Source organism: Nocardioidaceae bacterium SCSIO 66511, assembly GCA_023100825.1.
Lineage (GTDB): Bacteria > Actinomycetota > Actinomycetes > Propionibacteriales > Nocardioidaceae > Solicola.
This window is the reverse complement of record CP095846.1, coordinates 1824418-1847135: the sequence shown is the minus strand read 5'-3', so window position 1 is coordinate 1847135 and position 22718 is coordinate 1824418. Positions and strand designations below refer to the sequence as shown.

At 68.0% G+C, this 22718-nt stretch carries 25 protein-coding genes; 8 read left to right on the top strand and 17 right to left on the bottom strand.

Annotation, left to right across the window (positions count from 1 at the left end; translation table 11 throughout):
• The 4 genes from MU582_08645 to MU582_08630 all read left to right on the top strand — a co-directional run bounded on the left by MU582_08645 (nt 1) and on the right by MU582_08630 (nt 3565).
• Entirely contained in the window at nt 1-900 is a 900-nt protein-coding gene (locus tag MU582_08645) for a glutamate ABC transporter substrate-binding protein (GenBank protein ID UPK76690.1), read from the top strand.
• Between the two features lie 106 nt (nt 901-1006).
• A complete protein-coding gene (locus MU582_08640) occupies nt 1007-1666 on the top strand; it encodes an amino acid ABC transporter permease (GenBank protein UPK76689.1) in 660 nt (219 codons plus the stop codon).
• Nucleotides 1667-1674: 8 nt separating this feature from the next.
• On the top strand, nt 1675-2511 hold the full coding sequence (locus tag MU582_08635; GenBank protein ID UPK76688.1) for an amino acid ABC transporter permease: 837 nt from the start codon (nt 1675-1677) through the stop codon (nt 2509-2511).
• 187 nt (nt 2512-2698) lie between these two features.
• On the top strand, nt 2699-3565 hold the full coding sequence (locus MU582_08630; GenBank protein UPK76687.1) for a GGDEF domain-containing protein: 867 nt from the start codon (nt 2699-2701) through the stop codon (nt 3563-3565).
• Between the two features lie 86 nt (nt 3566-3651).
• Here the strand turns inward: MU582_08630 and MU582_08625 are convergent, their stop codons facing one another.
• Entirely contained in the window at nt 3652-4116 is a 465-nt protein-coding gene (locus MU582_08625; GenBank protein UPK76686.1) for a DUF4442 domain-containing protein, read from the bottom strand.
• A 64-nt stretch (nt 4117-4180) separates the two neighbouring features.
• On the opposite strand from MU582_08625, the gene MU582_08620 reads away from it, so the two are divergent.
• On the top strand, nt 4181-5602 hold the full coding sequence (locus tag MU582_08620; GenBank protein UPK76685.1) for a CapA family protein: 1422 nt from the start codon (nt 4181-4183) through the stop codon (nt 5600-5602).
• Here MU582_08620 and MU582_08615 read toward each other — a convergent pair.
• The 8 genes from MU582_08615 to MU582_08580 all read right to left on the bottom strand — a co-directional run bounded on the left by MU582_08615 (nt 5591) and on the right by MU582_08580 (nt 12023).
• Nucleotides 5591-6559 carry a M28 family peptidase gene (locus MU582_08615; protein UPK76684.1) on the bottom strand — a complete coding sequence of 323 codons (969 nt, stop codon included), beginning with the start codon at nt 6557-6559 and terminating at the stop codon, nt 5591-5593. The genes MU582_08620 and MU582_08615 overlap by 12 nt on opposite strands.
• A gap of 25 nt (nt 6560-6584) precedes the next feature.
• Entirely contained in the window at nt 6585-7223 is a 639-nt protein-coding gene (locus tag MU582_08610) for a recombination regulator RecX (GenBank protein UPK76683.1), read from the bottom strand.
• A gap of 17 nt (nt 7224-7240) precedes the next feature.
• Nucleotides 7241-8284 carry a recombinase RecA gene (gene recA, locus MU582_08605; protein UPK76682.1) on the bottom strand — a complete coding sequence of 348 codons (1044 nt, stop codon included), beginning with the start codon at nt 8282-8284 and terminating at the stop codon, nt 7241-7243.
• A gap of 181 nt (nt 8285-8465) precedes the next feature.
• Nucleotides 8466-8867, bottom strand: coding sequence for a hypothetical protein (locus MU582_08600; protein UPK76681.1), 402 nt, complete (start codon nt 8865-8867; stop codon nt 8466-8468).
• Complete coding sequence (locus MU582_08595; GenBank protein ID UPK76680.1) at nt 8864-9985, bottom strand: molybdopterin-dependent oxidoreductase; 1122 nt, start codon at nt 9983-9985, stop codon at nt 8864-8866. Before MU582_08595 ends, MU582_08600 begins: the two co-directional genes overlap by 4 nt.
• A gap of 3 nt (nt 9986-9988) precedes the next feature.
• Nucleotides 9989-10669, bottom strand: coding sequence for a methyltransferase domain-containing protein (locus MU582_08590; GenBank protein UPK76679.1), 681 nt, complete (start codon nt 10667-10669; stop codon nt 9989-9991).
• A gap of 20 nt (nt 10670-10689) precedes the next feature.
• Nucleotides 10690-11358 (bottom strand): DUF2064 domain-containing protein, encoded by a 669-nt coding sequence (locus MU582_08585; protein UPK76678.1) that lies wholly within the window; start codon nt 11356-11358, stop codon nt 10690-10692.
• Nucleotides 11355-12023, bottom strand: coding sequence for a glycosyltransferase family 2 protein (locus MU582_08580; GenBank protein UPK76677.1), 669 nt, complete (start codon nt 12021-12023; stop codon nt 11355-11357). The genes MU582_08585 and MU582_08580 overlap by 4 nt, the downstream gene beginning before the upstream one ends.
• 111 nt (nt 12024-12134) lie before the next feature.
• Here MU582_08580 and MU582_08575 point away from each other — a divergent pair, with 111 nt between their 5' ends.
• Genes MU582_08575 through MU582_08565 form a run of 3 tightly spaced genes read left to right on the top strand, consistent with a single transcriptional unit; the run spans nt 12135 to nt 15161 of the window.
• Nucleotides 12135-13460: a hypothetical protein gene (locus MU582_08575; protein UPK76676.1), complete on the top strand. Its 1326-nt coding sequence runs from the start codon at nt 12135-12137 to the stop codon at nt 13458-13460.
• A 4-nt stretch (nt 13461-13464) separates the two neighbouring features.
• Nucleotides 13465-14151, top strand: coding sequence for a response regulator transcription factor (locus MU582_08570; protein ID UPK76675.1), 687 nt, complete (start codon nt 13465-13467; stop codon nt 14149-14151).
• Nucleotides 14148-15161: a HAMP domain-containing histidine kinase gene (locus tag MU582_08565; protein UPK76674.1), complete on the top strand. Its 1014-nt coding sequence runs from the start codon at nt 14148-14150 to the stop codon at nt 15159-15161. The genes MU582_08570 and MU582_08565 overlap by 4 nt, the downstream gene beginning before the upstream one ends.
• Nucleotides 15162-15205: 44 nt before the next feature.
• On the opposite strand, the gene MU582_08560 is transcribed toward MU582_08565, so the two are convergent.
• The 8 genes from MU582_08560 to MU582_08525 form a co-directional block, all read right to left on the bottom strand.
• Nucleotides 15206-16249 (bottom strand): NAD-dependent epimerase/dehydratase family protein, encoded by a 1044-nt coding sequence (locus MU582_08560; GenBank protein UPK76673.1) that lies wholly within the window; start codon nt 16247-16249, stop codon nt 15206-15208.
• Nucleotides 16246-17037: an S-methyl-5'-thioadenosine phosphorylase gene (locus MU582_08555; GenBank protein UPK76672.1), complete on the bottom strand. Its 792-nt coding sequence runs from the start codon at nt 17035-17037 to the stop codon at nt 16246-16248. Before MU582_08555 ends, MU582_08560 begins: the two co-directional genes overlap by 4 nt.
• 67 nt (nt 17038-17104) lie before the next feature.
• Nucleotides 17105-17683, bottom strand: a complete 579-nt coding sequence (locus tag MU582_08550) for a VTT domain-containing protein (GenBank protein UPK76671.1) — start codon at nt 17681-17683, stop codon at nt 17105-17107.
• Nucleotides 17680-18453 carry an MBL fold metallo-hydrolase gene (locus MU582_08545; GenBank protein ID UPK76670.1) on the bottom strand — a complete coding sequence of 258 codons (774 nt, stop codon included), beginning with the start codon at nt 18451-18453 and terminating at the stop codon, nt 17680-17682. Before MU582_08545 ends, MU582_08550 begins: the two co-directional genes overlap by 4 nt.
• The gene (locus tag MU582_08540) at nt 18450-20480 is read right to left on the bottom strand and encodes an alkaline phosphatase family protein (protein ID UPK76669.1); all 2031 of its coding nucleotides are present in this window, start codon (nt 20478-20480) and stop codon (nt 18450-18452) included. The genes MU582_08545 and MU582_08540 overlap by 4 nt, the downstream gene beginning before the upstream one ends.
• Nucleotides 20481-20703: 223 nt before the next feature.
• Nucleotides 20704-21177: a GtrA family protein gene (locus MU582_08535; GenBank protein UPK76668.1), complete on the bottom strand. Its 474-nt coding sequence runs from the start codon at nt 21175-21177 to the stop codon at nt 20704-20706.
• A gap of 47 nt (nt 21178-21224) precedes the next feature.
• Entirely contained in the window at nt 21225-22472 is a 1248-nt protein-coding gene (locus tag MU582_08530) for an MFS transporter (protein ID UPK76667.1), read from the bottom strand.
• The gene (locus MU582_08525) at nt 22469-22663 is read right to left on the bottom strand and encodes a DUF3046 domain-containing protein (protein UPK76666.1); all 195 of its coding nucleotides are present in this window, start codon (nt 22661-22663) and stop codon (nt 22469-22471) included. Before MU582_08525 ends, MU582_08530 begins: the two co-directional genes overlap by 4 nt.
• Nucleotides 22664-22718: the final 55 nt, after the last annotated feature.

Below are 22718 nucleotides of genomic sequence, written 5' to 3'. Positions count from 1 at the left end.
ATGAGACTCAAGCGAACCGCGTTCGCGGTTGTGGCCGCATCGATGCTCGTGGCAGTGAGCGCCTGCGGCGATGCGGGCGACGACGATGAGGGCGGCAGCGCGCCGAAGGCGGAGGTCGAAGAGAACGCCGCCGACAACTTCGACGACGGCACCGCAATGAAGCAGCTCGCCGAAGACGGCAGCGTCACCATCGGTGTCAAGATCGACCAGCCGGGCATCGGCTTCCAGGGCGCAACGGACGACATCCCGAGCGGCTTCGACATCGAGGTCGGCAAGTGGTTGGCAGCCGACCTGGGTATCAAGCCCGAAGACGTGGAGTGGAAAGAGACCATCTCCGACAACCGCGAGCGCTTCATCGAGGACGAAGAGGTCGACCTGGTCATCGCGTCGTACTCGATCACGCCGGAGCGGCGCGCGGTCGTCGGACAGGCCGGGCCGTACTACGTCACCGGTCAGCAGCTGATGGTGCAGAAGGACAACGACGAGATCGAGACCGTCGACGACGTCAAGGGCAAAGAGGTCTGCTCGGTCACCGGGTCGACCTCCCTCGACCAGGTCGAGGCCAAGGGTGCTGAGCCGCGCGGCTTCGACACGTACTCGCAGTGCCGCGACCAGGTGAAGGACGGCACGGTCGACGCGATGACGACCGACGGTTCGATCCTGCTCGGTTACGTCGCCGAGGACCCCGACCTGCTCAAGGTCGTCGGGCCGGAGTTCTCCGAGGAGCGCTACGGGATCGGATACGCGAAGGACAGCCCGGAGATGTGCACCTGGATCACCGATCTGGTCCAGGAAAAGATGGACAACGGCGACTGGGCGAAGGCCTTCGAGGCCACCCTCGGTCAGTCCGGCGTCGAGACACCCGAGCCGCCGAAGATGGACGCCTGCAAGTCCGCCTGATCCGATCGGTCTCGCCGTGGGGCGGCATCAACCGCCGCCCCACGGCTGACCAACGCTGACATCTGCCCGCCGCAGCCCGAACCGAACCGAGAGGAGGACCCTGTTCATGGACGTCATCTGGGACTCGATGGACGTGATCCTGGAGTCCTTCTGGCTCACCATCCAGCTCTTGGTGATCTCCGCCGTCGCCTCAATGGCCATCGGCACGGTGCTCGTCTCGGCACGGGTGAGCCCCGTGCCTGTCGTCCGCGGGGTCGGCACTGCGTACGTATGGATCTTCCGCAACATCCCGCTGCTGATGGTCTTCGTCCTCGTGGTCGAGGGTGCACCGAGAATCGGGCTACTCGCCGACATCCCGTTCCTGATGAAGGGATGCATCGCGCTCACCATCTACACCTCGGCGTTCGTATGCGAAGCGCTCCGGGCCGGAGTCAACTCGGTTCCGCTCGGCCAGGCCGAGGCGGCACGCTCGATCGGACTGACGTTCACGCAGACGATGGGTCAGGTCATCCTGCCCCAAGCGACCCGGGCCGCGCTACCTCCGTTGACCAGTGTGTTCATCGCGCTTGCGAAGAACACCTCGGTCGGCGCCGCATTCGGGCTTGCCGAAGCGACTGCTCGGTTCAAGAGCGTCAAGAAGTACGTACCAGGCGAGCAGGACACGTTGGTGTTGTTCCTAGTCATCGCGCTCGGGTACATCATCATCGTCGAGGCTATGTCGTTCGGGTCGAACCGCCTCGAGCGCCGCTGGAGGGTGAGCCGATGAGTTCGGTCATGTTCGATACGCCGGGACCGAAGGCACGCCGGCGGCACCGGATCTACACCGCCATCGGCGCATTGGTCATCGTCGGCCTACTCGCATGGTTCGTTCTGCGAATGGATGAGTACGGCCAGCTCGACTACGCCGAGTACTGGGAGGTCTTCTTCACTCCCGACTACGTGCAGGTGATCGCCGAAGCGCTGGTCGACACGCTGAAGATGGCCGTCTCGGCCATCGTCGCGGCACTCGTCTTCGGCGTCCTCTTCGGAGTCGGAAAGCTCTCCGACCATGCCTGGCTGCGATGGCCGTCCTGGGCAGTCGTGGAGTTCTTCCGTGCGGTCCCCGTCCTTCTCTTGATGTTCTTCATCTTCTTCACCTACGGCATCGGCGACGGATTCGGGCCGTACTGGTCTGTCGTCATTGCGCTGACGCTCTACAACGGATCGGTGCTGGCCGAGGTGTTCCGGGCGGGCATCCTCGCGGTGCCGGCCGGCCAAGCCGAGGCCGCGTACGCGATCGGTATGCGGAAGACGCAGGTGATGAACATCGTGCTGCTGCCGCAGGCCGTGAAGATCATGCTGCCGGCGATCATCAGTCAGATGGTCGTCGCCTTGAAGGACACCAGCCTCGGCTACGTGATCACTGCGCCCGGACTCACCTTCGCGTACAAGGCGATCTCCGGCGAGTTCGGTAACCAGCTCGAGGCGGCGCTCGTGATAGGCGGCATCTACATCGTGGTCAACCTGATCCTGACCGCGATCGCCACCTGGGTGCAGAAGCGCATCGTCGGCGAGAAGAAGCAACTGGAGGTCGCGGCCGTCGGCACGCGCCAGAGTGGCGCCGCTGTGTAATCGCTCCGTGTGACAGGGCGTGACCTTCCCGAAACCTCCGCGAACACCACGCAACCGATGTAAGACTGTGCGTGACCTCTTCGAGAGGGAGTTCATGCACGTCGCGTACCGTTCCACGCCGGGGCGAGCGTCGCTGCCGGCCCGGGTACTCGGACTCGCGTGTTGTGCGGGTGGATCGCTTTGCCTGTTGAGTGCTGCGTTCCCGTACTCCCCCGAATCGGCGACCCGGCTGGCACTGATCGTCGGCACCGCCGGCGTACTCGGTGGCGTTGCGCTGCTTCGGGCCGGACGCCGCGCGCCGGTCTTCGTACTCCACGGGGTCGTCGCGACCACCAGCGTCATCGCATCGTCGTTCGTGGCTCAGGCGACCAGCCTCCAGGAGCAACTGCTCACCACGATCGGCTACATCTGGATCGGCGTCTACGTTGCCTGCTTCTTCTCGCAGGGCGTCACGTTGGTGCACATCGTCTTCATGGCCGGTTGCTATGCGGTCGCGTTGTGGGTCAGTCCACTCGAGCCGTCCGGGCTGGTCGCGAGCGTGATGATGGCGACCGCCTGCGCGCTGTCGCTGATGACGAACCTGCTCGTATCGAAGATGCAGCAGCTCGTCGTACTCGATCCGCTCACCGCACTGTTGCGGCGTAGTGCGTTCCTCTCCTACATCGAAGACGACCTCGACGCCTCGGCGCGCAAGAATGCGACGCCCTCGCTCGCAATCCTCGACCTCGACGGTTTCAAGCAGGTCAACGACACGATCGGCCACGGCGGCGGCGACGCACTGCTCGCTCGCCTGTCGAGCGCGTGGCTCGGGGTGCTGCGACGCGGTGACCTACTCGCCCGCTACGGCGGCGACGAGTTCGCGCTGTACATGCCGGCCACTCCGCTCGCGGACGCGTACCAGGTCGTACGACGCCTCGAGCGAGCTGAGCCCGGGGTGACCTGGTCGGTCGGCGTCACCGAGTGGCATGGCGAGTCGCTGACCGCCTGGATCGAGCGCACCGATCGGGCCATGTACGACGAGAAGCGCATGCGGCGCGGTGAGGCCGCCTCGTAAACCACCCACCGGAGTTTGGTGCGAATTGCACCACTGGCGCGGTGCTGAGTGGTGCAATTCGCGCCGAACTCTTTGCGAGGGAGTGCCTACGTAGCAGGCTTCTCGGTGACCCAGAGGTGGATGACACCCTCGACGACGACCGTGCCGTCGTCACGTCTGGCGGACACCTTGACAGGTACGTCGGGCGCGGCGTCCCAGTCGGCCTGGCTCGACTCTGCGACGCAGACGAGATCGGAGGTCGCCTTCGCGACGTACGAGACCTCCATGCCCTTGGGCAGCCAGCGCCAGCCCTTCGGCGTCGTCGCCTCGGCGAGCATGCCCATCGCAGCCTCGAGGCCATTGCACACCGCGATCGCATGCACGGTGCCGATGTGGTTGTGCACGGCCTTGCGCTTCGGCAGGTGCACCTCCGCACGATGCGGTCGGATCTCGGCGACTCGTGGTTTGACCGTACGGAAGTACGGCGCACGTCTGGTGAACGCGAAGGAGAAGACCCGATCGCCGAGCGGCAGCTTCGCCAGCCGCCGGTACAGGTCGTACGTGGATGCCATGCGCCAATGCTACCAGCAAGTAACTTAGCCGTGCACCTCTCGCCGAGCGCGTACGCTCGGCACCATGATCCGTCGCGCGATCGCCGGCGCGGGTGGCCTGATCGCTTTGGTCGCTTGCGGGTGCAGCGGCGAGCCCGAACCCACCGACTCGGACACCGCATCAACCAGGGCCGCCGAGTCGGCAGCGACGACTAGTGGGGCACCCGACGAACCGCTCGCACTCGTCGTGCACGAGTCCCGAGACGTCGGACGCGGCGTGAGTACGAGCGCAGCACGCCGGCTGGTGGCCAACGGTGCGCCGCGCTGGTCGAGCCTCGGCCTCGACGGTGGTTCGATGCATGTGGTCGCAGCGCCCGGCGTGTCATCGTCGAGTCGCATCCATGTGGCGTCGTCGAATGAGGCAGCGGTCGCGGCCGTCCGTACGGATCCGTCGACGCTCGCCATCGTCCCTGCCACCGCCGTCGACGCGTCCGTACGCGTACTCGAGGTGGCCGGGACGAGTCCGCTGCGTTCGCCGTCGAAGTACCCGCTGCGATCCGACGCGGGACAGTCACCCGACACGGTCACGACAGTGACGGTCGTCGGCGACATCATGCTCGGTCGCCGGGTCGGCGAACAGCTGACCGCGGCCGACGATCCGGCTGCGGTGTTCCGGCCGCTCGCTCGGCGCCTCGCATCCGCGGACGTGACAGTCGGAAACCTCGAGTCGACGCTGTCCGATGCCGGAGCACCCACCCAGGGCGACGATTCGTTCGCGGCCGAGCCGTCTGTGCGGCGTGGGCTGCGGCTGGCGGGCTTCGATGTCCTCGACGTCGCCAACAACCACCTCGGCGACTACGGGGTGCCGGCGCTGCGCACGACCCTGGCTCGCATCGAGTCGACGGGCGTCGAGTACGTGGGGGCAGGCGCCAACCGTGCGGAGGCGCGTACGCCGGTGGTCCGGGAGGTCGACGGCGTCCGGATCGGCTTCTACGCGACCGACTCCATCGGCGAGACGCCGGGCGCCACCGCACGCTCCCCCGGAACGAACCGCCTCGACATGCCGCCGCGTACGGGCCCGCTCGATCGCGCGGCACTCCGAGAGATCTCCGCAGACCTCCGTCGCCTCGATCGTCGGGTCGACACCGTGATCGTCATGCCCCATTGGGGAACGCAGTACACGCATGTGCCCGAGCCGAGTCAGCGTCGCGCGGCGGCTGCGTTCGTACGGGCAGGCGCCGATGTGGTCGCAGGCGGCCACCCGCACTGGGTGCAGCCGATCGAGCGGGCTCCGAACGCCGTGGTCGCCTACTCACTCGGCAACTTCGTGTTCGACATGGACTTCATGCGCAAGACACAGGAGGGCGTCTTCCTCGAGATCGTGCTCTGGGACGGCGAGGTCGTCAGCGCCGACCCGGTGCCGTACGTCATCGGTGACGACTTCGCACCACGGATCGCGACCGGCGCCCGAGCACGACAGATCCTCGGTGACCTCTCAACGCGATGACTGCAGCCATCGCCACATGATGCGGCCGACGCGCCGAACCTGGCGACGGTCGACGTAGTGCGGTCTGTCCTGCGCCGAGTGGTAGCCGGCGTACGGGACGCTGCCGAGCCGGACCGCGGACAGGCCCGCCCGCTCGAACGACCAGTGGTCGCTGGCTCGGCCTTCGCATTGTGTGGAGGGGATGCGCAGAGCGCGCGCGGAGCGTACGACCTCGCGTCGCAGATCGCCACCGTCGGAACCGGCGAGGCAGATCGGCACCGCGGCAGCGCGTACTCCTACCCGATCAAGCGAGACCATGCCGTCGAGGCTGTTGCGCTCGGCGCCCGACAGCTGGCGTACGAACTTGCGAGAGCCGAAGTGGTGCAGATTGTCACCCTCCCCGCGCGGCTCCTCCGCGCCGAACGCGATGAACCGCACGGGTACGGCCGGCGTGCGTTCGGCTGCGACCCGAGCCAGCTCGAGGACGACGGACGTTCCGGACGCGTTGTCCTCGGCGCCCGGAGAGACCGCGACCGAGTCGAGGTGTGCGCCGACTATGCGGTAGGGCGAATGAGGGTCGAAGTCCGGCGGGTCGGCGATCACGTTGTAGGACGTGCCGGCTTCAACCGGCACGCCCCAGGAGTCGCCCGCCGGCACGGGCACGCGGGTGCGGCGCACGTCGTAGCCCAGCGACGCGAGTCGCTGGGAGACGAAACGCGTGGCGCGTCGGAAGCCTGCCGACGTGGCTTCGCGTGGCCCGATGTCGTTCGCGAGTCGGCGTACGTCTGCGCGAACGGCGTCCGGATCGAACGGCTTCAGCTGCTGTTTCGGCGAACCCTCCATCGAGTCGTCGCCCGGTGGCTCGGTCGACGACTCAGTGGCCGAAGGCTCCGACGGCCGCTCCGGCCGATCGGGCTCGTCGCTGCAGGCCGTCAGCAGTACCAGGCCGAGTGACATCGTCGCGGCGTAGCGCCACATATGCCGAGCGTACGCGGATCTCCGCTCAGAGGTCGGGGTCGAGCTCGACGTCGAGCTCTTCGCGGATCACGGCGTACGCCAGGCCCGACGAATAGCCCTTGCGCGCGAGCATGCCGGCGAGCCGGCGCACCTGCACCTGCCGGTCGAGCGAGCGGACCGACCGCAGCTTCTTTCGGACGAGCGAGCGCGCGTTCTCGCGTTCGGTCTCGGGGTCGATGTCGTCGACGGTCTCACGTACGACGTCGTCCTCGACGCCCTTGCGACGTAACTCCTGCGCGAGCGCCCGCCCGGCGAGCCCGCGGGTGCGCTGGCGCGAGTCGACCCATGCCCGCGCGAACGCCTCGTCGTCGACCAGCCCGACGTCCTCGAATCTGTCGAGCAGTCGGCTGGCCACGTCGTCGGGCACATCACGCTTGGCGAGCGCTCGCTCGAGCTCGGCACGACTGCGGGGCTGCTCGGTCAGCCGCTGCAGCAGGATCTTGCGCGCAACGGACTCCGGATCGGCGTCGGGCCCGAGATCGCGTGCCTCGGCGTCGTCGGGTTCGCGGGTACGCCTGCCCCGCCTGCCCCCGTGGGCCGCACGTTTCTGCCCCGTTTTGCGCGCAGACGGGGCCGAAACGTGCGGGCCAGCGGGGGTGTGCCAATCGGACGGATCGGGTTTCATGACCGCGGCTCGACAGCTCAGAAGTCGACGTTCACGGGCTCCTCGACAACCGCCGGCTCATCGGCCGCGGCCTCGACGCCGAAGTGCTCCTTGATCTTCTTCTCGATCTCGTTGCCGAGGTCGGGGTTGTCGAGCAGGAACTTGCGGGCGTTCTCCTTGCCCTGGCCGAGCTGATCGCCCTCGTAGGTGTACCAGGCGCCGGCCTTACGAATCAGGCCGGCTTCGACGCCGACGTCGATCAGGCTGCCCTCGCGGCTGATGCCCTTGCCGTACATGATGTCGAACTCGGCCTGCTTGAACGGCGGGGCCATCTTGTTCTTGACCACCTTGACCCGGGTGCGGTTGCCGACCATGTCGGTGCCGTCCTTGAGCGTCTCGATCCGGCGTACGTCGAGGCGCACCGACGAGTAGAACTTGAGCGCCTTACCGCCGGTCGTGGTCTCGGGCGAACCGAACATGACGCCGATCTTCTCGCGCAGCTGGTTGATGAAGATGCAGGTCGTGCCGGCGGAGTTGAGCGCACCGGTCATCTTGCGCAACGCCTGGCTCATCAGCCGCGCCTGCAGACCGACGTGCGAATCGCCCATCTCGCCCTCGATCTCGGCGCGCGGCACGAGCGCTGCGACCGAGTCGATCACGATGATGTCGAGCGCACCGGAGCGGACCAGCATGTCGGCGATCTCAAGCGCCTGCTCGCCGGAGTCGGGCTGAGAGACCAGCAGCGCATCGGTATCGACGCCGAGTGCCTTGGCGTACTCGGGGTCGAGCGCATGCTCGGCGTCGACGAATGCGGCCAGACCGCCCGCCCGCTGAGCGCTCGCCACCGCGTGCAACGCCACCGTGGTCTTACCGGACGACTCAGGGCCGTAGATCTCGACGACTCGCCCGCGCGGCAAGCCGCCGATGCCGAGCGCGACATCGAGTGCGGTCGCGCCGGTCGGGATCACCTCGACAGGCGCCCGCGACCCGTCGCCCAGCCGCATGACCGAACCCTTGCCGTACGTCTTGTCGATCTGCGCGATCGCAGTCTCGAGTGCCTTGTCGCGGTCTCCAGCAGCCATCTGAATGGTCCCAATCTCTCGTTCGCGGCCGGTCATCTACGACGTTAGATCGAGCCACCGACAACGGTGCGCATCGAAGCGCCCGCTGTGGAAAAGCGGCGTGATCACGTCGACCTGTGGACGAGAATAGGCCGAACGCCTGTTCGATGCGAATCCGACACGCCGCTCGTTCCGCTCGACTTCAGTCTCGCGCTCGACGGAACCAGGCGTACGCACCCACCACCGCGGCGGTGACGCCGCTGAGCACCACCCACGCGGTGAAGTACGAGCGGTCGAGCAGCGTCGGATTGTCGGGGCGTACCCCGAGACCGCTCATCGCCGGAAGCGCGATCAAGGTCAACGACCCCCACAGTACGAACGCCACCACGAGCGGCGTACGCATCCGCACCGGAACGACCCTGAACAGGACGAGCCCGAGCCCGACAACGACCGGGGCGAGTACGAAGTCGTGTACGACGACACCACCGGCCAGCCAGCCGAACGCAGACGTCAACTGATCCAGTTCGAACTCCCGCATCGACCAGAGCCCGAAACACACCATCGCTATCCCGGCGACGACGAGCACCCCACGCAGCGCTCTCACGCGCTCACCTCCAGCCGATCCACCCATTTGGTCTGCATGACGCCGGGCCGGTTCGGGGCGATGAGCCGGCAGGGGTAGCCGTGATCGAGATCGAGGTCGTCGCCACCGAGCCGCAACGCGAGCAACGTACGTCGGTCAGCCGCGAACTGCGGAGGAAGCTCGCTCGATCTGAACGCACCCCGGGTCTGCATCGACGAGACATAGACCCGAGATGACGTCGGCGCACCGACGGCCGCCAGCAGGTCGGCGATCGGCACCCCCTCCCACGACGCGGAAACGCTCCAGCCCTCGACACAAGCGATCGGCAGCGTTTCCGTCGCCTGAGACATACGCTCGAGCTCCTCGCGGGTGAACCGCCGCGTGACTCCGTCGTACGCGACCTCGAGCGTCCAGCCAGCATCGACCGGCTCGACACCTGCCGCAGCCGCCGAGCGGTTGACCGGCAAGCTCTGCGGACCCGAACCGGATCGCACCGCGAAAACCGAGACGTTGCGTAGCAACGGAACGGACTGGCCGGCGGTTGCGAGGATCGCGAGCCCGGCGGCTGCCCAGGTCGTGCGCAACAGGCCGCGGCGGCTGAGGCCAGGACCCCCCGGCTCGGCGAGACCGCCCGAGAAGGCCTCGCGTACGACCGGCAGCTTGACTGCGATGTGGATCGCAAGTGCCCCGATGAACACCCATGCGACCGCGTAGTGCGTTGCCCGGAAGCTGAAGTCCCACGGGTACCACTGCGAGATGTTCACCGTTCCGGAGACGAGCTGGAAGACCGCAGACGCGACGAGCAACGCGATCGAACCGCGTTCCAACAGGTGCAGCACGAGCTCTCGTGACGGCCGGGGAGGCCGGACGAACAACCGAGGAAAGACCGACCACAGCTTGACGAGCAGCAGCGGGATGGCCGCGGTGCCGGAGATGACATGCAGCCCCTGCGTCACCCGGTAGAGCCAGACCGGCCCCACGGGCAGCGTCAACCAGGACGGAGTCTCGTATTGGTAATGACTCCACAGCCCGGTGGCGAAGGCGACCGTCATCGTGACCCCGAGCCAGACGCCCACTCGGCTGGTGACCTGCGGGCCGCGCAAGCGGCTCGAGAAGTCGTCGACGTTCGGTAGTCGCATCGGCTACACCGCCCTGGTGAGAACGGCGACTGTGCGGCCGGCGACCGAGGCGATGTCCTCGACGCGGAGTCCGGCCGTCATCGCCAACGCCCCGATCGCATCGACGCCTACCGTCGCCCAGGCGTACGCCTCGCTCAGGTCCCCGCCGACTCGCAGCCGCAGTACGTGTCGTTCGACGCCTCCGTAACCCGAGACTTCAGCGAGTACGCGACCGCCCTCGTGAACGAGCTCGGCGCAGCGTCGCAGTAACCTGCCCGGCTCGCCCCCGATGCCGACGTTGCCGTCAGCGAGCAGAACGTGGTTCCAGCGTCCTGGCAGCGACTCGAACACATCGTGCAGCAAGGCGTTTGCGCCACGTGCGCGGGTCTGCCTGACCGCTTCGTGCGAAACGTCGATCCCGGTCGCCCGGGCACCCGCGACAGCGTTCGCGTACGTCAGTCTGCCGGGCCCGCAACCGACGTCGAGTACATCGCCCCCGGCGGGGCGTACGAACAGCTCGTGATCGGACGCGTCCGCGTCATCCTGCCAACGCCGGACCGGCAGCGCCTGGATGGTGCCGTCCTCGAGGACGACCTCGCAGGGTTCACCGGCGTACGCGGCGTCGAGCGCCTCCCCCGCCGACCGGCGCACTTGCTCCGACGACCGTCGCAGTAGCGCGCTCGGGAGCGATCGCTCAGACTGCACTGAGCTCTTCGCGGGGACGCTCACCCGAGACCATCGCCCCGGAGTCGTGCGACCGCGCGCCCGAATCGTGTGTCCGGTGCGATAGTCGCCACCTCGAGCGCATCCGCCCACGTGTCCACATCGGTCAGCGCCGCGCCGTCCACAACACCTGCGCCACGGGCACGGAGTGCCGACCTGGTCAACTCGCCCGTACGCTCGGTCGACATCGGCACTTCGTGCAGACACTCGGCGTGTGCGGCGTGCCGCAGGGCTAGTAGCCACCACCCGCCGTCATGCGCCGGGCCCAGCACCGCTTCGTGATCCGCGAGCGCTCGTCCGCTCTCGTGCAGCAGCTCTGGGTGCAACTGCGGCGTGTCCATCCCGATCTGGACGACACCGGCACCGTAGTCGGCATCCGCATGCGCGGCGGCCAACCGTGCGGCAAATCCCTTACCGCGTTGGCTGATCAGCCGATGCGGCGCCAGCGAATCCTCGACCTCAGCACCCATCGGAGACTCCGAGAGCGAGCCCGTCATGGCAACACAGACCGGCCAACCGGTAGCGCCGGCGGCATCGATGGTGTCGAGTAGGGCCGCACCCGCGAGCGACGCAGCCGCCTCGTCGCCAACGTGCGCCGCCAGCCGGGTCTTCGCCGCACCCGGTACGGGGGCGCGGGCGACGATCAGGACGGCAGGATCGGAACGCATCATCTGCCCACCTCGCGTAGTACGCCCGCGAAGTCCAGCATCGTGAGCGCCGTTCCCCGAACACTCCCGGACACCTTGGAGCGCGTGCCCGGCGCCCGACGGGTGTAGACGATGTCGTGCTCGCGTACCGACCACCCGGAGCGCGCCGCTCGGATCATCAGTTCGAGCGGGTAGCCGAACCGCCGGTCGCGTACGTCCAGCGCGATCAGGTCGGCACGCCGACACACCCGCATCGGCGCCAGGTCGTGGATTGCGAGTCCGGTACGACGCCGGATCAGGCAGGCGAGCAGCGCCGTGCCGACGCGCGCGTGCCATGGCCACACGCCCGCGCTGACTGCCCGTCTGCGACCGACGGCCAGGTCTGCACGGCCCGCTCGCACGTCGGAATGCAGTCTGCGGAGTGCATCGGGATCCATCGACCCGTCACCGTCGATCACCGCGACGTACTCGCCGGTCGCGGCGCGCACTCCCGCATGGACGGCCGCGCCGTACCCGGGTCTCGGCTCTGACACCACCGTCGCGCCGGCCGTACGCGCCACCGTCGCCGTGTCGTCCGTCGATCCGTTGTCGACGACGATCGCCCGGAAGCCCGCGGGCACCCGGGCCAACAGCGCGGGTAGCGCAGGCGCCTCGTCGCGGCACGGAATCACGATGTCGCACTGGCTCATGCTTTGGACCTTAGGGATGTCCGTGCCGCAGATCAGCGCCGAACGATGACAAGCCGGTGACATCGCCTCAGCACGGCGCGATCCACCGGTGTTGCCGTCTACCGTCGAACCATGACCTCGCCGCGCACCCATACGTACGCATGGGTGCTCGGATCTGTCCTCGTCGGCGTGACACTCGTCGTTTCGGCGATCCTCATACCTCTGACGTCGGGGCTCGATGTGCACGTCGGAGTCTCCGCGTACGAGCCGTTCCCTCCCCTGCACGCGAACTGGGTACCCAGCCTCGACGCGCGGGCAATCCTCCCGATAGCCGTCGCCGTCGGCACTCTCGCGCTGTGGAACCGGATCGAACGGCTCGGATGGCGACCATTCGTCGCCGTCACCTGGATTGCGAGCTGGCTTTGGACGTTCACGCTCGCCTACGTCGACGGGACCAAGGGGCTGAGCGAGCAGTGGGAACGACCGGGCGAGTACGTGTACGACGCTCGACGGGTCACCTCGGTGAGCGACGCCCTTTCGGGATTCATCGACCGCATTCCGCTCGACGCACCCGACCACTGGTTCATCCACGTCGCTGGACATCCGCCGGGTGCACTCCTCGCGTTCGTCGGTCTCGACCGCATCGGCATCACCGACGAGTTCTGGATCGGCGTGACCGTGATGACCATCGGGTCCACCGCGGTCATCGCCGCTCTTGTCGCCGTACGCTCGCTCGGCGACGAGTCACTCGCTCGACGTACGGCACCGTGGCTGGTACTTGCGCCGATGGCCGTCTGGATGGGCGTCAGCGGAGACGCGTTGTTCGTCGCCGTCACGACGTGGGGGCTTGCCCTGCTGGCGCTCGCATCGCGGCGCCGCGGACGTACCCTCGCTGCGTACGCGGTGCCGGCGGGCGTGCTCCTCGGCTACTGCGTGTATCTCTCGTACGGGCTGGTCCTTCTCGGCTTGCTCGCGGTGGCGATCCTCATCGCCGCGGGCACCGTACGCGCATTGCCGTGGGCATGCGCCGGGGCGTTGGCCGTTGCCGCAGCGTTCACCCTCGCCGGTTTCGCTTGGTGGGACGCGTACCCGGTGCTGCACGAGCGCTACTACGACGGTGTGGCGAGCCGACGCCAGTACGGGTACTGGGTGTGGGCGAATCTCGCCGCCTGGACGTTCACCGCCGGCCTGGCCACGTGGGCCGCGATCCCCACCGGGCTCGAGCGCCTGCGCGAGCGCAATCCAGTTGCAGTACTGGGATGCGCGTCTCTGCTGTGCATCGTGGTCGCGACCCTTTCGGGTATGAGCAAGGCCGAGGTCGAGCGGATCTGGATGCCGTTCACCCTGTGGGCGCTGCTGCTCCCGGCGCTACTACCGAGCCGGTGGCGAACCCCGATGCTCGTCGGCCAGGCCGCAACAGGTCTACTTGTTCAGCTACTGCTGCTCACGCGATGGTGATGACATGAGAGTCCTGGTCGTCGAGGACGACGAGTCCGTACGCGACGTCGTACGCCGATATCTCGAGCACGACGGGTACGACGTGCTGCTCGCACACGACGGGCGCGAAGGGCTGCGCGCAGCCCAGGAGCACTCCCCCGACCTCGTGGTCCTCGACCTGATGCTTCCCGAGCTCGACGGTCTGACTGTGTGCAAGGCGATCCGCGGACAGCCGGACCCGTACGTGCCGATCGTGATGCTCACCGCGCTCGGTGAGGTCGACGACCGCATCACCGGGCTCGAACTCGGTGCAGACGACTACGTGACGAAGCCGTTCAGTCCCAAGGAGCTCGTGCTCCGGATCCGGTCCGTACTGCGCCGCGCTTCCGTCGACGTCGCCGACGACACACCGCTCGTCGACGGCGATCTGTGCCTCGACCGTGCGGCGCGTACCGCCACGCTGCGCGACGAGCCGCTGCATCTGACGGTACGCGAGTTCGATCTGTTGTCGTTCCTGCTCTCGAACGCCGGCCATGCGTACAGCCGGTCGGACCTGCTGGACAAGGTCTGGGGGTGGTCGTTCGGCGACCACTCCACTGTCACGGTGCACGTCAAACGCCTACGCCACAAGATAGAACGCGATCCGGCATCGCCCGATCGAATCGCTACGGTCTACGGCGTCGGCTATCGGTACGAGCGGACGACGAGATGAGCTCCGCGGACCTGCAGGCGGTACTTCTCGCGCTCGCATGCTCGGTGACGGTCACGCTGCTGGGCGCCGTCGTCGTACGCACGCTGCGTTCGCGAACACTCGCGCTGTCCATGAGTGTCGTCACGATGGTGCCTCTCCTGGCGATCATCGCCGGCGTCGTCGTGACCAGCGGCTTCATGTTCACCGCCCAGCTGCGCCAGAGCATCCTGGTCTGGATCGTCGTGACCCTGATCTGTGTACCGGCCGCGATCCTGTTCGGCAGGTCCCTTGCCCGGCAAAGCGTTTGGGAACACGAGGCGGCCGAGCGCGAACGCGCCGCCGAGCGGTCGCGGCGCGAACTGCTGGTGTGGCTCAGCCACGACCTGCGCACACCGCTCGCCGGAGTGATCGCGATGACCGAAGCGCTCGACGACGGTGTTGTGCACGACCCGGATGACGTGCGCGAGTACGCGCGCCGGATCCGACGCGAGACCGGCCGGTTGTCGGGCATGGTCGACGACCTCTTCGAGCTGTCACGTATCCATGCCGGCGCGTTCGCCGTCGATCGCGAGCCGCTGCCGATGCGGTCGGTCGTACGAGAAGCGGCGACGTCGGCGGCTCCCAGCGCGGACGCCGCGGGCGTGCGCGTACTCGTGGAGGAGGCCGACGCAGTCGTCCTCGGCGGAGAGCCGGAGCTCGTGCGAGTGCTCAGGAACCTACTGGGCAACGCGATTCGCCACACACCAACCGGAGGAACCGTGACCCTATCGGTCGCTACGGAGTCCGGAGCGGTGTTCGTACGCGTCGATGACGAATGCGGAGGGATACCCGAATCGGAGCTCGCGCAGGTCTTCGACCTCGCGTACCGCGGGAGCACCGCCCGCGGTACGGACTCCAACGGCGCCGAGCCGGTCGGCGCAGGACTCGGACTCACCATCGCCCGCGGCCTGGTGGACGCCCACGGCGGCACCATCGAGGTCGCGAATCACGGCCCCGGGTGTCGCTTCACGGTGCGGCTCCCGGCGGCGTGACACCTCGCCCGCACCGCGACACCTCAACTCTCCTACCGCCTGGGTCACCGAGTGCGCAGCCGGGCGGAAGCGAGCTCGGCCAGGCCCGTCTCCGGACGTACGCGCGCCTCGAACCCGAGACCGGTACGCGCGCGGTCCGGCGATGCCACCACATGACGTACGTCGAACTGCCGCGCTTCACCCGTGACGATCGGCACCGCTCCCCCGGCTGCGCGCACGAGCACCTCCGCCATCTCGCCGATCGTGAACGGCGTGCCTGAGCAAACGTTGTAGGGCGTCACCCGCGTACCGTGCGAGTCGAGCGCCGCAAGCGCGGCGACATTGGCTCGCGCAATGTCGTCGACGTGTACGAAGTCCCGTAGCTGCTTGCCGTCCTCGAACACCCTCGGCGCCTCGCCGCGTTCCAGGGCCGACCGGAAGATCGCGGCAACACCGGAGTACGGCGTATCCGCCGGCATGCCCGGGCCGTACACATTGTGGTAGCGCAACGCGATGCACCGCGCGGACTGCATGGTGCACCAAGCGTCGGCGAGGTTCTCCTGCGCGACCTTCGACGCCGCGTAACTCGTACGCGGGCGGATCGGCGCCGACTCGTCGACCGGCCGCCACCGTGCGGGCCCGCCGCAAACCGAACAGCGCGGATCGAACGAACCCGCAGCGAGGTCTTCGACGGATCGCGGCGCCGGTCGGACGCTGCCGTCGTACTCGCAGGTATAGGCGCCGTCGCCGTACACGACCATCGACGAGGCGAGCACGAGTCGGTCGACGCCGTTGCGCGCCATCGCCGCGAGCAGTTCGGCCGTACCGAGATCGTTGTGCGCGGCGTACAGCGGGAAGTCCTGCGCGTCGACTCCGTTGCCGACCATCGCGGCCTGGTGGCACACCGCGTCGACGCCGCCGAGCAGCGAGTCGAGCAACGCGCCGTCGCGTACATCACCGAAGCGGACGTCAGGCGGGGCTACCGCCTCCTGACCATGCGCCTCGGGTATGAGCGCGTCCATCCCGATCACCTCGTGACCCGCTGCGGCGAGTGCGTCGGCCGTACGCGCACCGATGAAGCCGGCCGCCCCGGTGACCAAGACCCTCATGGCAGTTCCATCGGCAGGTCCAAGCCGTCGAGCGACGATGCGCAGGTACATTCGCGCTCCTGCGGCACAGTTCCCGCGACGGTACGCAGGTCCGTACGCAGCGCGTCAAGGTGCGCGGCGAACACAGCCATGACGTCGGCCTGACTGACCGCTTGCTCCGCGTCGATACCCGCATCGAGGTCGGTGACGAGCGCGACGCTGGCGTAGCAGAGTGCGAGCTCGCGAGCCAAGACTGCTTCGGGATGCCCCGTCATGTTCACCAGCGACCAACCCTGCGCGGCGTACCACTGCGACTCCGCTCGGGTCGAGAACCGCGGGCCGTCGATCACGACCATCGTCCCTCCGTCGACGGCGTCGAGAGCGGACAGCATCGCCGCGCGGAGACGCGAGCAGTACGGATCGGCGAAGCCGATATGACATGCGCCCTGGTCGTAGTACGTCTGGGTTCGCCCGGTCGTACGGTCGACGAGCTGATCGGGCACAACGAGCGCGCCAGGCACCAGGTCGGCCCGCAGACTGCCGACCGCGCAGGGCGCCAGCACCTGGCGTACGCCGAGACTGCGCAGCGCCCACAGGTTGGCCCGGTAGTTGACCTGATGCGCCGGGAACTCGTGCCGACGCCCGTGCCGAGGCAGGAACGCGACACCACGGTCGCCTATCGCGCCGACCGCGACAGGTGCCGACGGTGGCCCGTATGGCGTGTCGACGGCGACCTCCGTCGGGTCGTCGAGGAAGGTGTAGAACCCGGAGCCGCCGATGACGGCGAGATCAGCAGAGGCACTGTCCATACTCACGAGCCTGCCAGGTAGCGGCTCCCTGCGTGCGCTGTGCTCGTGACAGTCCAGTGACGCTTCCTCACAGGCGCACCATGAACCGCCGAACCAACCGGGCGAGCAGGCTGAACGCAATCACGCCCACCATCGCTGCGACGACTGCCTCCCACGGATGCGGGAAGATCGACCCTCCGGCGACGCCGATCGCGGCGTACACACTCGACCAGAGAATCACCGCGCCGACGTCGGCCGTGACATACCTTCGCCACGAGTAGCCGCCGATCGCAGCGGCGAGCAGAACCGGTATCCGTCCGGCCGGTAACAGCCGCGAGAGCATCAGCGCCGCCACCTCGTTCTGCTCCACCTGGGTACGCATCTGAGTCAGACGCTCGGCGGGCCGCTCCCGGCTGAGCCAGCCGATCCGCTGCGCCAGCGACGCACCCGCGCGCGACAACACGGCGAAGGTGGCGAGGTCGCCGAGGTACGCGGCCAGCGCGCCGACCGCGACGACGAGGACGAGCTCCGCGACGTTGTGCTCCGCCAGGACGGCGGCAACGCTCACGGCCGCTCCCGTCGGCAGCACCGGGATGAACGAGCCGAACGCCACGACCGCGAACATCCCGACGAGGTAACCGAACGTCAAGGTGGTCGCGTCACTCACGTCGCCGGCCAACGTGTCGTCTCGCCCACCTGCAGTACGCGCGCCTGCGCGTCGGTCTCCGTCATCGCGGCGCGGAATCGCTCGCCAGGTTCAACGAACAGGCGGCGAAAGCTCGGCCGATGCACGTGCCGCAGTCCGGTCGGCCAGAACGTGCCGTAGTGCATCGGCACGGCGTACCGGGCGCCGACGAGACGAACGGCCTTGGCGGCGTGATCGGGGTTCATGTGCTTCTCGGGCTCAAGGGTCGGTCCCCATCCGCCGATCGGCACCACCGCCAGGTCGACCGGAGCGAGCTCGGCCATCTCGTCGAACAATGCGGTGTCACCGGCGAACCACACCCGGCAGCCGTCCCGCTCGAGGACGAAGCCGAGCGCTGGCCCGCTGATGCGCGACCGCTGGTGCCGGCGCGGGTCGTGGGCGGCGGGCACGGCTCTGATCCGGAGTCCTTCATACTCCACGACGTCGCCGGGCTCCACTTCGCGTACGCGCATTCGGGAGGCGCCGAGGACCGCACGTGTGCCGCGGGGGCCGATGACTTGCGCCGCCGGGGAGATGAGCTTCATCGACGGTAGATGGAGGTGGTCACCGTGCAGATGCGAGATGACGACCACATCGGCCTCTCGCGCTTGCCCGGTCGGAGTGGTCGAGCGGATGCGACTCAGGTGGCCGAGGCGTCTGGTGAGGACGGGATCGGTCAGCACCCGTACGCCGCCCATCTCGATCGTCGTGGTCGCATGTCCCCACCAGGTGAGCGAGACGGAGATGTTCATCTGCTCGAGTCCTCCGTCTCGTCGTCGCGCAGCCCGAGCGTACGCTGCCGTGCCCGCAGGGCCTCGAAGACATCGCGGCCACTCAGATCGCCTTCCGGTACGCGCATCTCGGTGGGATGGATCAGCAGGGCTGAGGTCTGGTCGCCGCCAAGGCCCCCATGCGAGCCGACCAGCTCCTCGAACGCCGCGACATCGCCAAGGCTCGGGTCGTGCCGGCCGAGCAACACCAGGTCGCCGACGTGCGCACGCTGGTCGAGCGCCAGCAGATCCCCGGCAGCGCGATCCCCATACACGGCAAGCGGATCCACGCCTTCACCACCGATGGTGGCGCCATCGACAAGCACCCGCCAACCGTCGGAGCCGAGCACGACGAGATCATCACCGTCTCGGACGATGACCGCGCCGACGTACGGATGTCGAGCGAGGCCCTCGATGAGCGCGGGATGCCGTCTCTCGATATCGACGCGGTCGACCCGGCCGGGCACATCGGCGAGGTACAAATGCGAAAGACTTCCCGAGACCACGACGACCACGTCGGGTGATTCGCGCGTCGCCTGCGGTTGCTTCGTACGACCGAGATCGACCTGCACGTCACCGGGAGCGTGCGTGGGTTCGACCTTCGTACGCATCAGCCCGCGGGTCGCCCCACCGACGATGTCGTCCGATCTGGCCGCACCCGTGAGCAGTACGTTAGCGGGTCCCCATGGCTCTGCGGGCGTGTGCTCGCGAGCGTCGCTCGACGCCGAGGCGACCAGCGTCGCAACGGTCTCGTCGAGTGTGGCCCCGGACATCTGTCGGAACGTCGCACCCTGCGCCTGACCGTGGTCGGACACCAGCACGATCTCGTAGCGACGGTCGACCTCGTGCGCGATCCGCTCGAACAATCCGATCACGTGGTCGAGACCGTCGAGGGTACGCACGGCCTCGGGTCGGCTCGGGCCCGCGTGGTGCGCGACCTCGTCGTAGTCGACGAAGTCGACGTAGATCGTCGGAGCGCCATGCGCCATCTGCTCCGCGACGATCGACACGTTGAGATCCCGCAGGATCACCGTGGTCACGCCGCGCAGCAGTACGAAGACCCCTCCCCGGCGTACCCGCGGTTGCACATCGCGAAGCCGCTGGCGACGACCCTGATACCACTCGGTGATGACCTCGCCCGCGAACACGACAAGCGACCGCGCGAGTCCGCTGCGGGCGACCGCGTACGCCGCAACGCCGTGCTTGGCCGACGGGAGCCGGGCATCGCTCATCGTGAGCAGCCGGGTCGGAGCATCACCGGAGAACAGGTTGGAGACGCTGACTCCGTCATCGGCCAACAGCCCTCGGCCGTCGGAGATCCGCTTCTCGATCTCTGCGGCGTCTCCCGGCCGGTTCGCGACGAGGATCTTGCCGGTTTCCTTGTCGTACCAGCGAAACGACGGGATGTGCTGGGTGTCGCCGTGCAACAGCACGGCTTGTCCCGCGGGTGTCGTCGCGGGCAGCCCGGTGTGCCAGTCGCGGAGCTCGTGGCTTCCGGATCGCAGCCAGCGCGAGACGTTCGGCATCGTGCCGCCGGTGACCGCCTGACGCAGCAGCGGTGCGCTGACACCGTCGAGCTGGATGATCAGCAACCCCGGACGGCCGGATCGCTCGCCGTTGACGGCGGAGAGCCGGATGGCGCGGCCGAGCACCTGGGCGAGGAACGCATCATCGCTGCCGGCGTCGAACAGCCAGTTGATCATCGCGCCGGCCGCCGTTGCGATCCATGCCGCGAGAACGACATCGGCCGTGCTGTCGGACTCCAGCCCCGGCGTGATCGAGAGAGCGATGCCGAGAATCACCATTTGGATGACGACGCCGGCAAGCAGTAATCCGAACGATCCGAGGACGATCGTCATCGCGAGTAGCAGCGTACGCAGCACGGCGCCGACGATGATGACCACGATGGCGAGCAGCGCGACCGCACCGACGTCCGAGGACTGCACACCGGGCAGCAGCCACAGAGCCACACCGAGCGCGAGGTACGACGTGAGGACGTACCGGATCATGGCGCGAATCCGTGGCCAGGTCGGGCGCCATTCCGAAGCCAGCACGCCGATCAGGCGGATACGACGCCTGATCGAGCTGGCCTGGGCCATCGCGTCCTCCGAGCAGCGGCTGGTTGAGTGCAGTCAACTGTAGGCTCCCGACGCCCCCGCCGTGGGCCGGACGTTCGAGCGCCGACTCGCGAGCGTGTCGCGCGCGAACGTCAGGCTCAGGACGTGGTGTGGTTCACGCCGCAGCAGGGACCGGCTGGAAGACGTACGTGCGGTACGTCCAGAAGCGGAACAGTCCGCCGAGCGAGACGCCCACGATGTTCGCCGCGATGTTGTCGGCGAGGGGCGAGGTGAACCCGAGCACGTGATGCGAGACGCCGAGGCAGCCGAGCGCGATGGCCAACCCGATCAGGTTGAACAGTACGAACAGCATCACCTCGCGATGGCGACAGGTGCTGGGCCGACAGCGCCACGTCCAGTGGCGGTTGCCGAGGTAGGTGACCAGGAGTCCCACTCCGGACGAGATCAGCTTCGCAGTGACCGGCCGGTCGGCGAGGAGTCCCGGGTCTCCGAGGTAGCACAGTAGGTTGAACACCACCAGGTCCGTGGCGTACCCCACGGCGCCGACGGCACCGAAGCCGGCGAACTCCGAGGCCCATGCCGGCACCCGGCGCCCTACGCGCTCGCGGATCAGGACTGCTGTGGACACCCGCGTGATCCTACGAGGCGATACCGCACTCGTTCAAAGGATCCTCGTCACACGCGTGTCTGCTCGCTCCGCGGTACGGCGAGAGCGGCCGCCACGACGACGCACACGATGACCGCCGCGCAAGCGTTGAGGGTGGCGAAGCCCCAGGCTCCGACGACAACGCCCGCGACCGCGCCGCCGACACCGGCGGCGATGCCCATCGTCATATCGGAGAAGCCCTGAACGGCCGGCCGGTCCGTGAGCGGCACTGCCGCCGTGACGACCGCCGAACCCGCAACCAGCGCGAACGACCAGCCGAGACCGAGCAGGAACAGCCCTGCGGTCAACCCGAGCGACCAACCCTCGTGCGCGGTGCCGGCGAGCGCGACTGCGCCGAACAACAGCGCCGCACCAGCCAAGAGCACCTGCCGCGGACCGATGGCATCGCTCAACCAACCGACGATCGGCGAGAAGGCGTACATGCCGAGGATGTGCACGCTGATCACGAAGCCGATCACCTCGAGCTCCGAGCCACCGTGGCCCATGTGCAGCGGGGTCATCACCATGACGCTGACCATCGTCGCGTGCGCCGCCGCGATGGCGATGATGCCGGCCAATGCGCGCGGATGCTCGCGTACTGCCTCGATCGCACGCCGACGCACAGGCACCGTGCCGCCGGATGCCTGCTCCAGGTCGCGGGCGACCAACAGCGGGTCGGGACGCATTCGCACGCTGACGAACACGACACCGAGCCCGATGCCCGTTGCACCGATGAGGTACGCGCCGGTCAGTCGGGGCAGTGAGAGGAGCTCGGCGAGGTCACCGGCAGGGCCGACGAGGTTCGGACCCGCGACTGCACCGATCGTCGTGGCCCAGACGACGATCGAGAGTGCTCGTGCCCGGTGTGCCGGGTCGGCGAGATCGGTGGCGGCGAACCTGGCCTGGGAGTTCGCCGCCGTCGCTGCGCCGAGCAGCGTCGATCCGACCAGGAGTACGCCGAACGACTCGACAATTCCTGCGACCAGGCAGAGAACCGCCCCCAGAGCGCCGACGACGTAACCGGTTGTCAGGCCCGGCCGGCGGCCGCGTGCCACCGTGATCCGAGCGACGAGGTACGAGGCGGCAGCCGAGCCGAGCACCTGTGCGGTCTGCGCGAGACCCGCGAGATCTGCTGAGCCGAGGATGTCCTCGGCCAGCAGTGCGGTCACCGCGATTCCGGTGGAGACCCCGATCCCGCCGAGTGCCTGGCTGCCGATCAGCGTGCCGATCGTACGGCGTTGTACCGATGCCACCTCGGCATCGGAGAGCGCCGTCATCGTTCGGAGGCGGGCAGCTCCAGCGCTGACCAGACCGCGCGCCACACGGTCTTGGGCGACTCTCCCGACGCGAGTGCCTGCTCGACGGTACGACCGTCGAGCTCGCGCAGGACCTGGTCGTCTGCCCACACCCGCGCGTACCCCTCACCGAGGTGGTCGTACATCCGGTCCCAGAACTCACTGTGCCTCACGCGGCAAGTATGACGCCGGGGTCCGACCGCCTTCGACGGGATGCCCTTCCCAAGG

What these genes read in the sequence shown, in the direction of transcription:
- MU582_08580 (UPK76677.1), bottom strand. Translation starts at nt 12,023, where the DNA reads ATGAGCCAGTGCGACATCGTGATTCCGTGCCGCGACGAGGCGCCTGCG.
- MU582_08565 (UPK76674.1), top strand. Translation starts at nt 14,148, where the DNA reads ATGAGCTCCGCGGACCTGCAGGCGGTACTTCTCGCGCTCGCATGCTCG.
- MU582_08625 (UPK76686.1), bottom strand. Translation starts at nt 4,116, where the DNA reads ATGGCATCCACGTACGACCTGTACCGGCGGCTGGCGAAGCTGCCGCTC.
- MU582_08570 (UPK76675.1), top strand. Translation starts at nt 13,465, where the DNA reads ATGAGAGTCCTGGTCGTCGAGGACGACGAGTCCGTACGCGACGTCGTA.
- MU582_08635 (UPK76688.1), top strand. Translation starts at nt 1,675, where the DNA reads ATGTTCGATACGCCGGGACCGAAGGCACGCCGGCGGCACCGGATCTAC.
- MU582_08585 (UPK76678.1), bottom strand. Translation starts at nt 11,358, where the DNA reads ATGATGCGTTCCGATCCTGCCGTCCTGATCGTCGCCCGCGCCCCCGTA.
- MU582_08530 (UPK76667.1), bottom strand. Translation starts at nt 22,472, where the DNA reads ATGACGGCGCTCTCCGATGCCGAGGTGGCATCGGTACAACGCCGTACG.
- MU582_08640 (UPK76689.1), top strand. Translation starts at nt 1,007, where the DNA reads ATGGACGTCATCTGGGACTCGATGGACGTGATCCTGGAGTCCTTCTGG.
- MU582_08545 (UPK76670.1), bottom strand. Translation starts at nt 18,453, where the DNA reads ATGAACATCTCCGTCTCGCTCACCTGGTGGGGACATGCGACCACGACG.
- MU582_08575 (UPK76676.1), top strand. Translation starts at nt 12,135, where the DNA reads ATGACCTCGCCGCGCACCCATACGTACGCATGGGTGCTCGGATCTGTC.
- MU582_08610 (UPK76683.1), bottom strand. Translation starts at nt 7,223, where the DNA reads ATGAAACCCGATCCGTCCGATTGGCACACCCCCGCTGGCCCGCACGTT.
- recA (UPK76682.1), bottom strand. Translation starts at nt 8,284, where the DNA reads ATGGCTGCTGGAGACCGCGACAAGGCACTCGAGACTGCGATCGCGCAG.
- MU582_08615 (UPK76684.1), bottom strand. Translation starts at nt 6,559, where the DNA reads ATGTGGCGCTACGCCGCGACGATGTCACTCGGCCTGGTACTGCTGACG.
- MU582_08645 (UPK76690.1), top strand. Translation starts at nt 1, where the DNA reads ATGAGACTCAAGCGAACCGCGTTCGCGGTTGTGGCCGCATCGATGCTC.
- MU582_08560 (UPK76673.1), bottom strand. Translation starts at nt 16,249, where the DNA reads ATGAGGGTCTTGGTCACCGGGGCGGCCGGCTTCATCGGTGCGCGTACG.
- MU582_08595 (UPK76680.1), bottom strand. Translation starts at nt 9,985, where the DNA reads ATGCGACTACCGAACGTCGACGACTTCTCGAGCCGCTTGCGCGGCCCG.
- MU582_08620 (UPK76685.1), top strand. Translation starts at nt 4,181, where the DNA reads ATGATCCGTCGCGCGATCGCCGGCGCGGGTGGCCTGATCGCTTTGGTC.
- MU582_08540 (UPK76669.1), bottom strand. Translation starts at nt 20,480, where the DNA reads ATGATCCGGTACGTCCTCACGTCGTACCTCGCGCTCGGTGTGGCTCTG.
- MU582_08555 (UPK76672.1), bottom strand. Translation starts at nt 17,037, where the DNA reads ATGGACAGTGCCTCTGCTGATCTCGCCGTCATCGGCGGCTCCGGGTTC.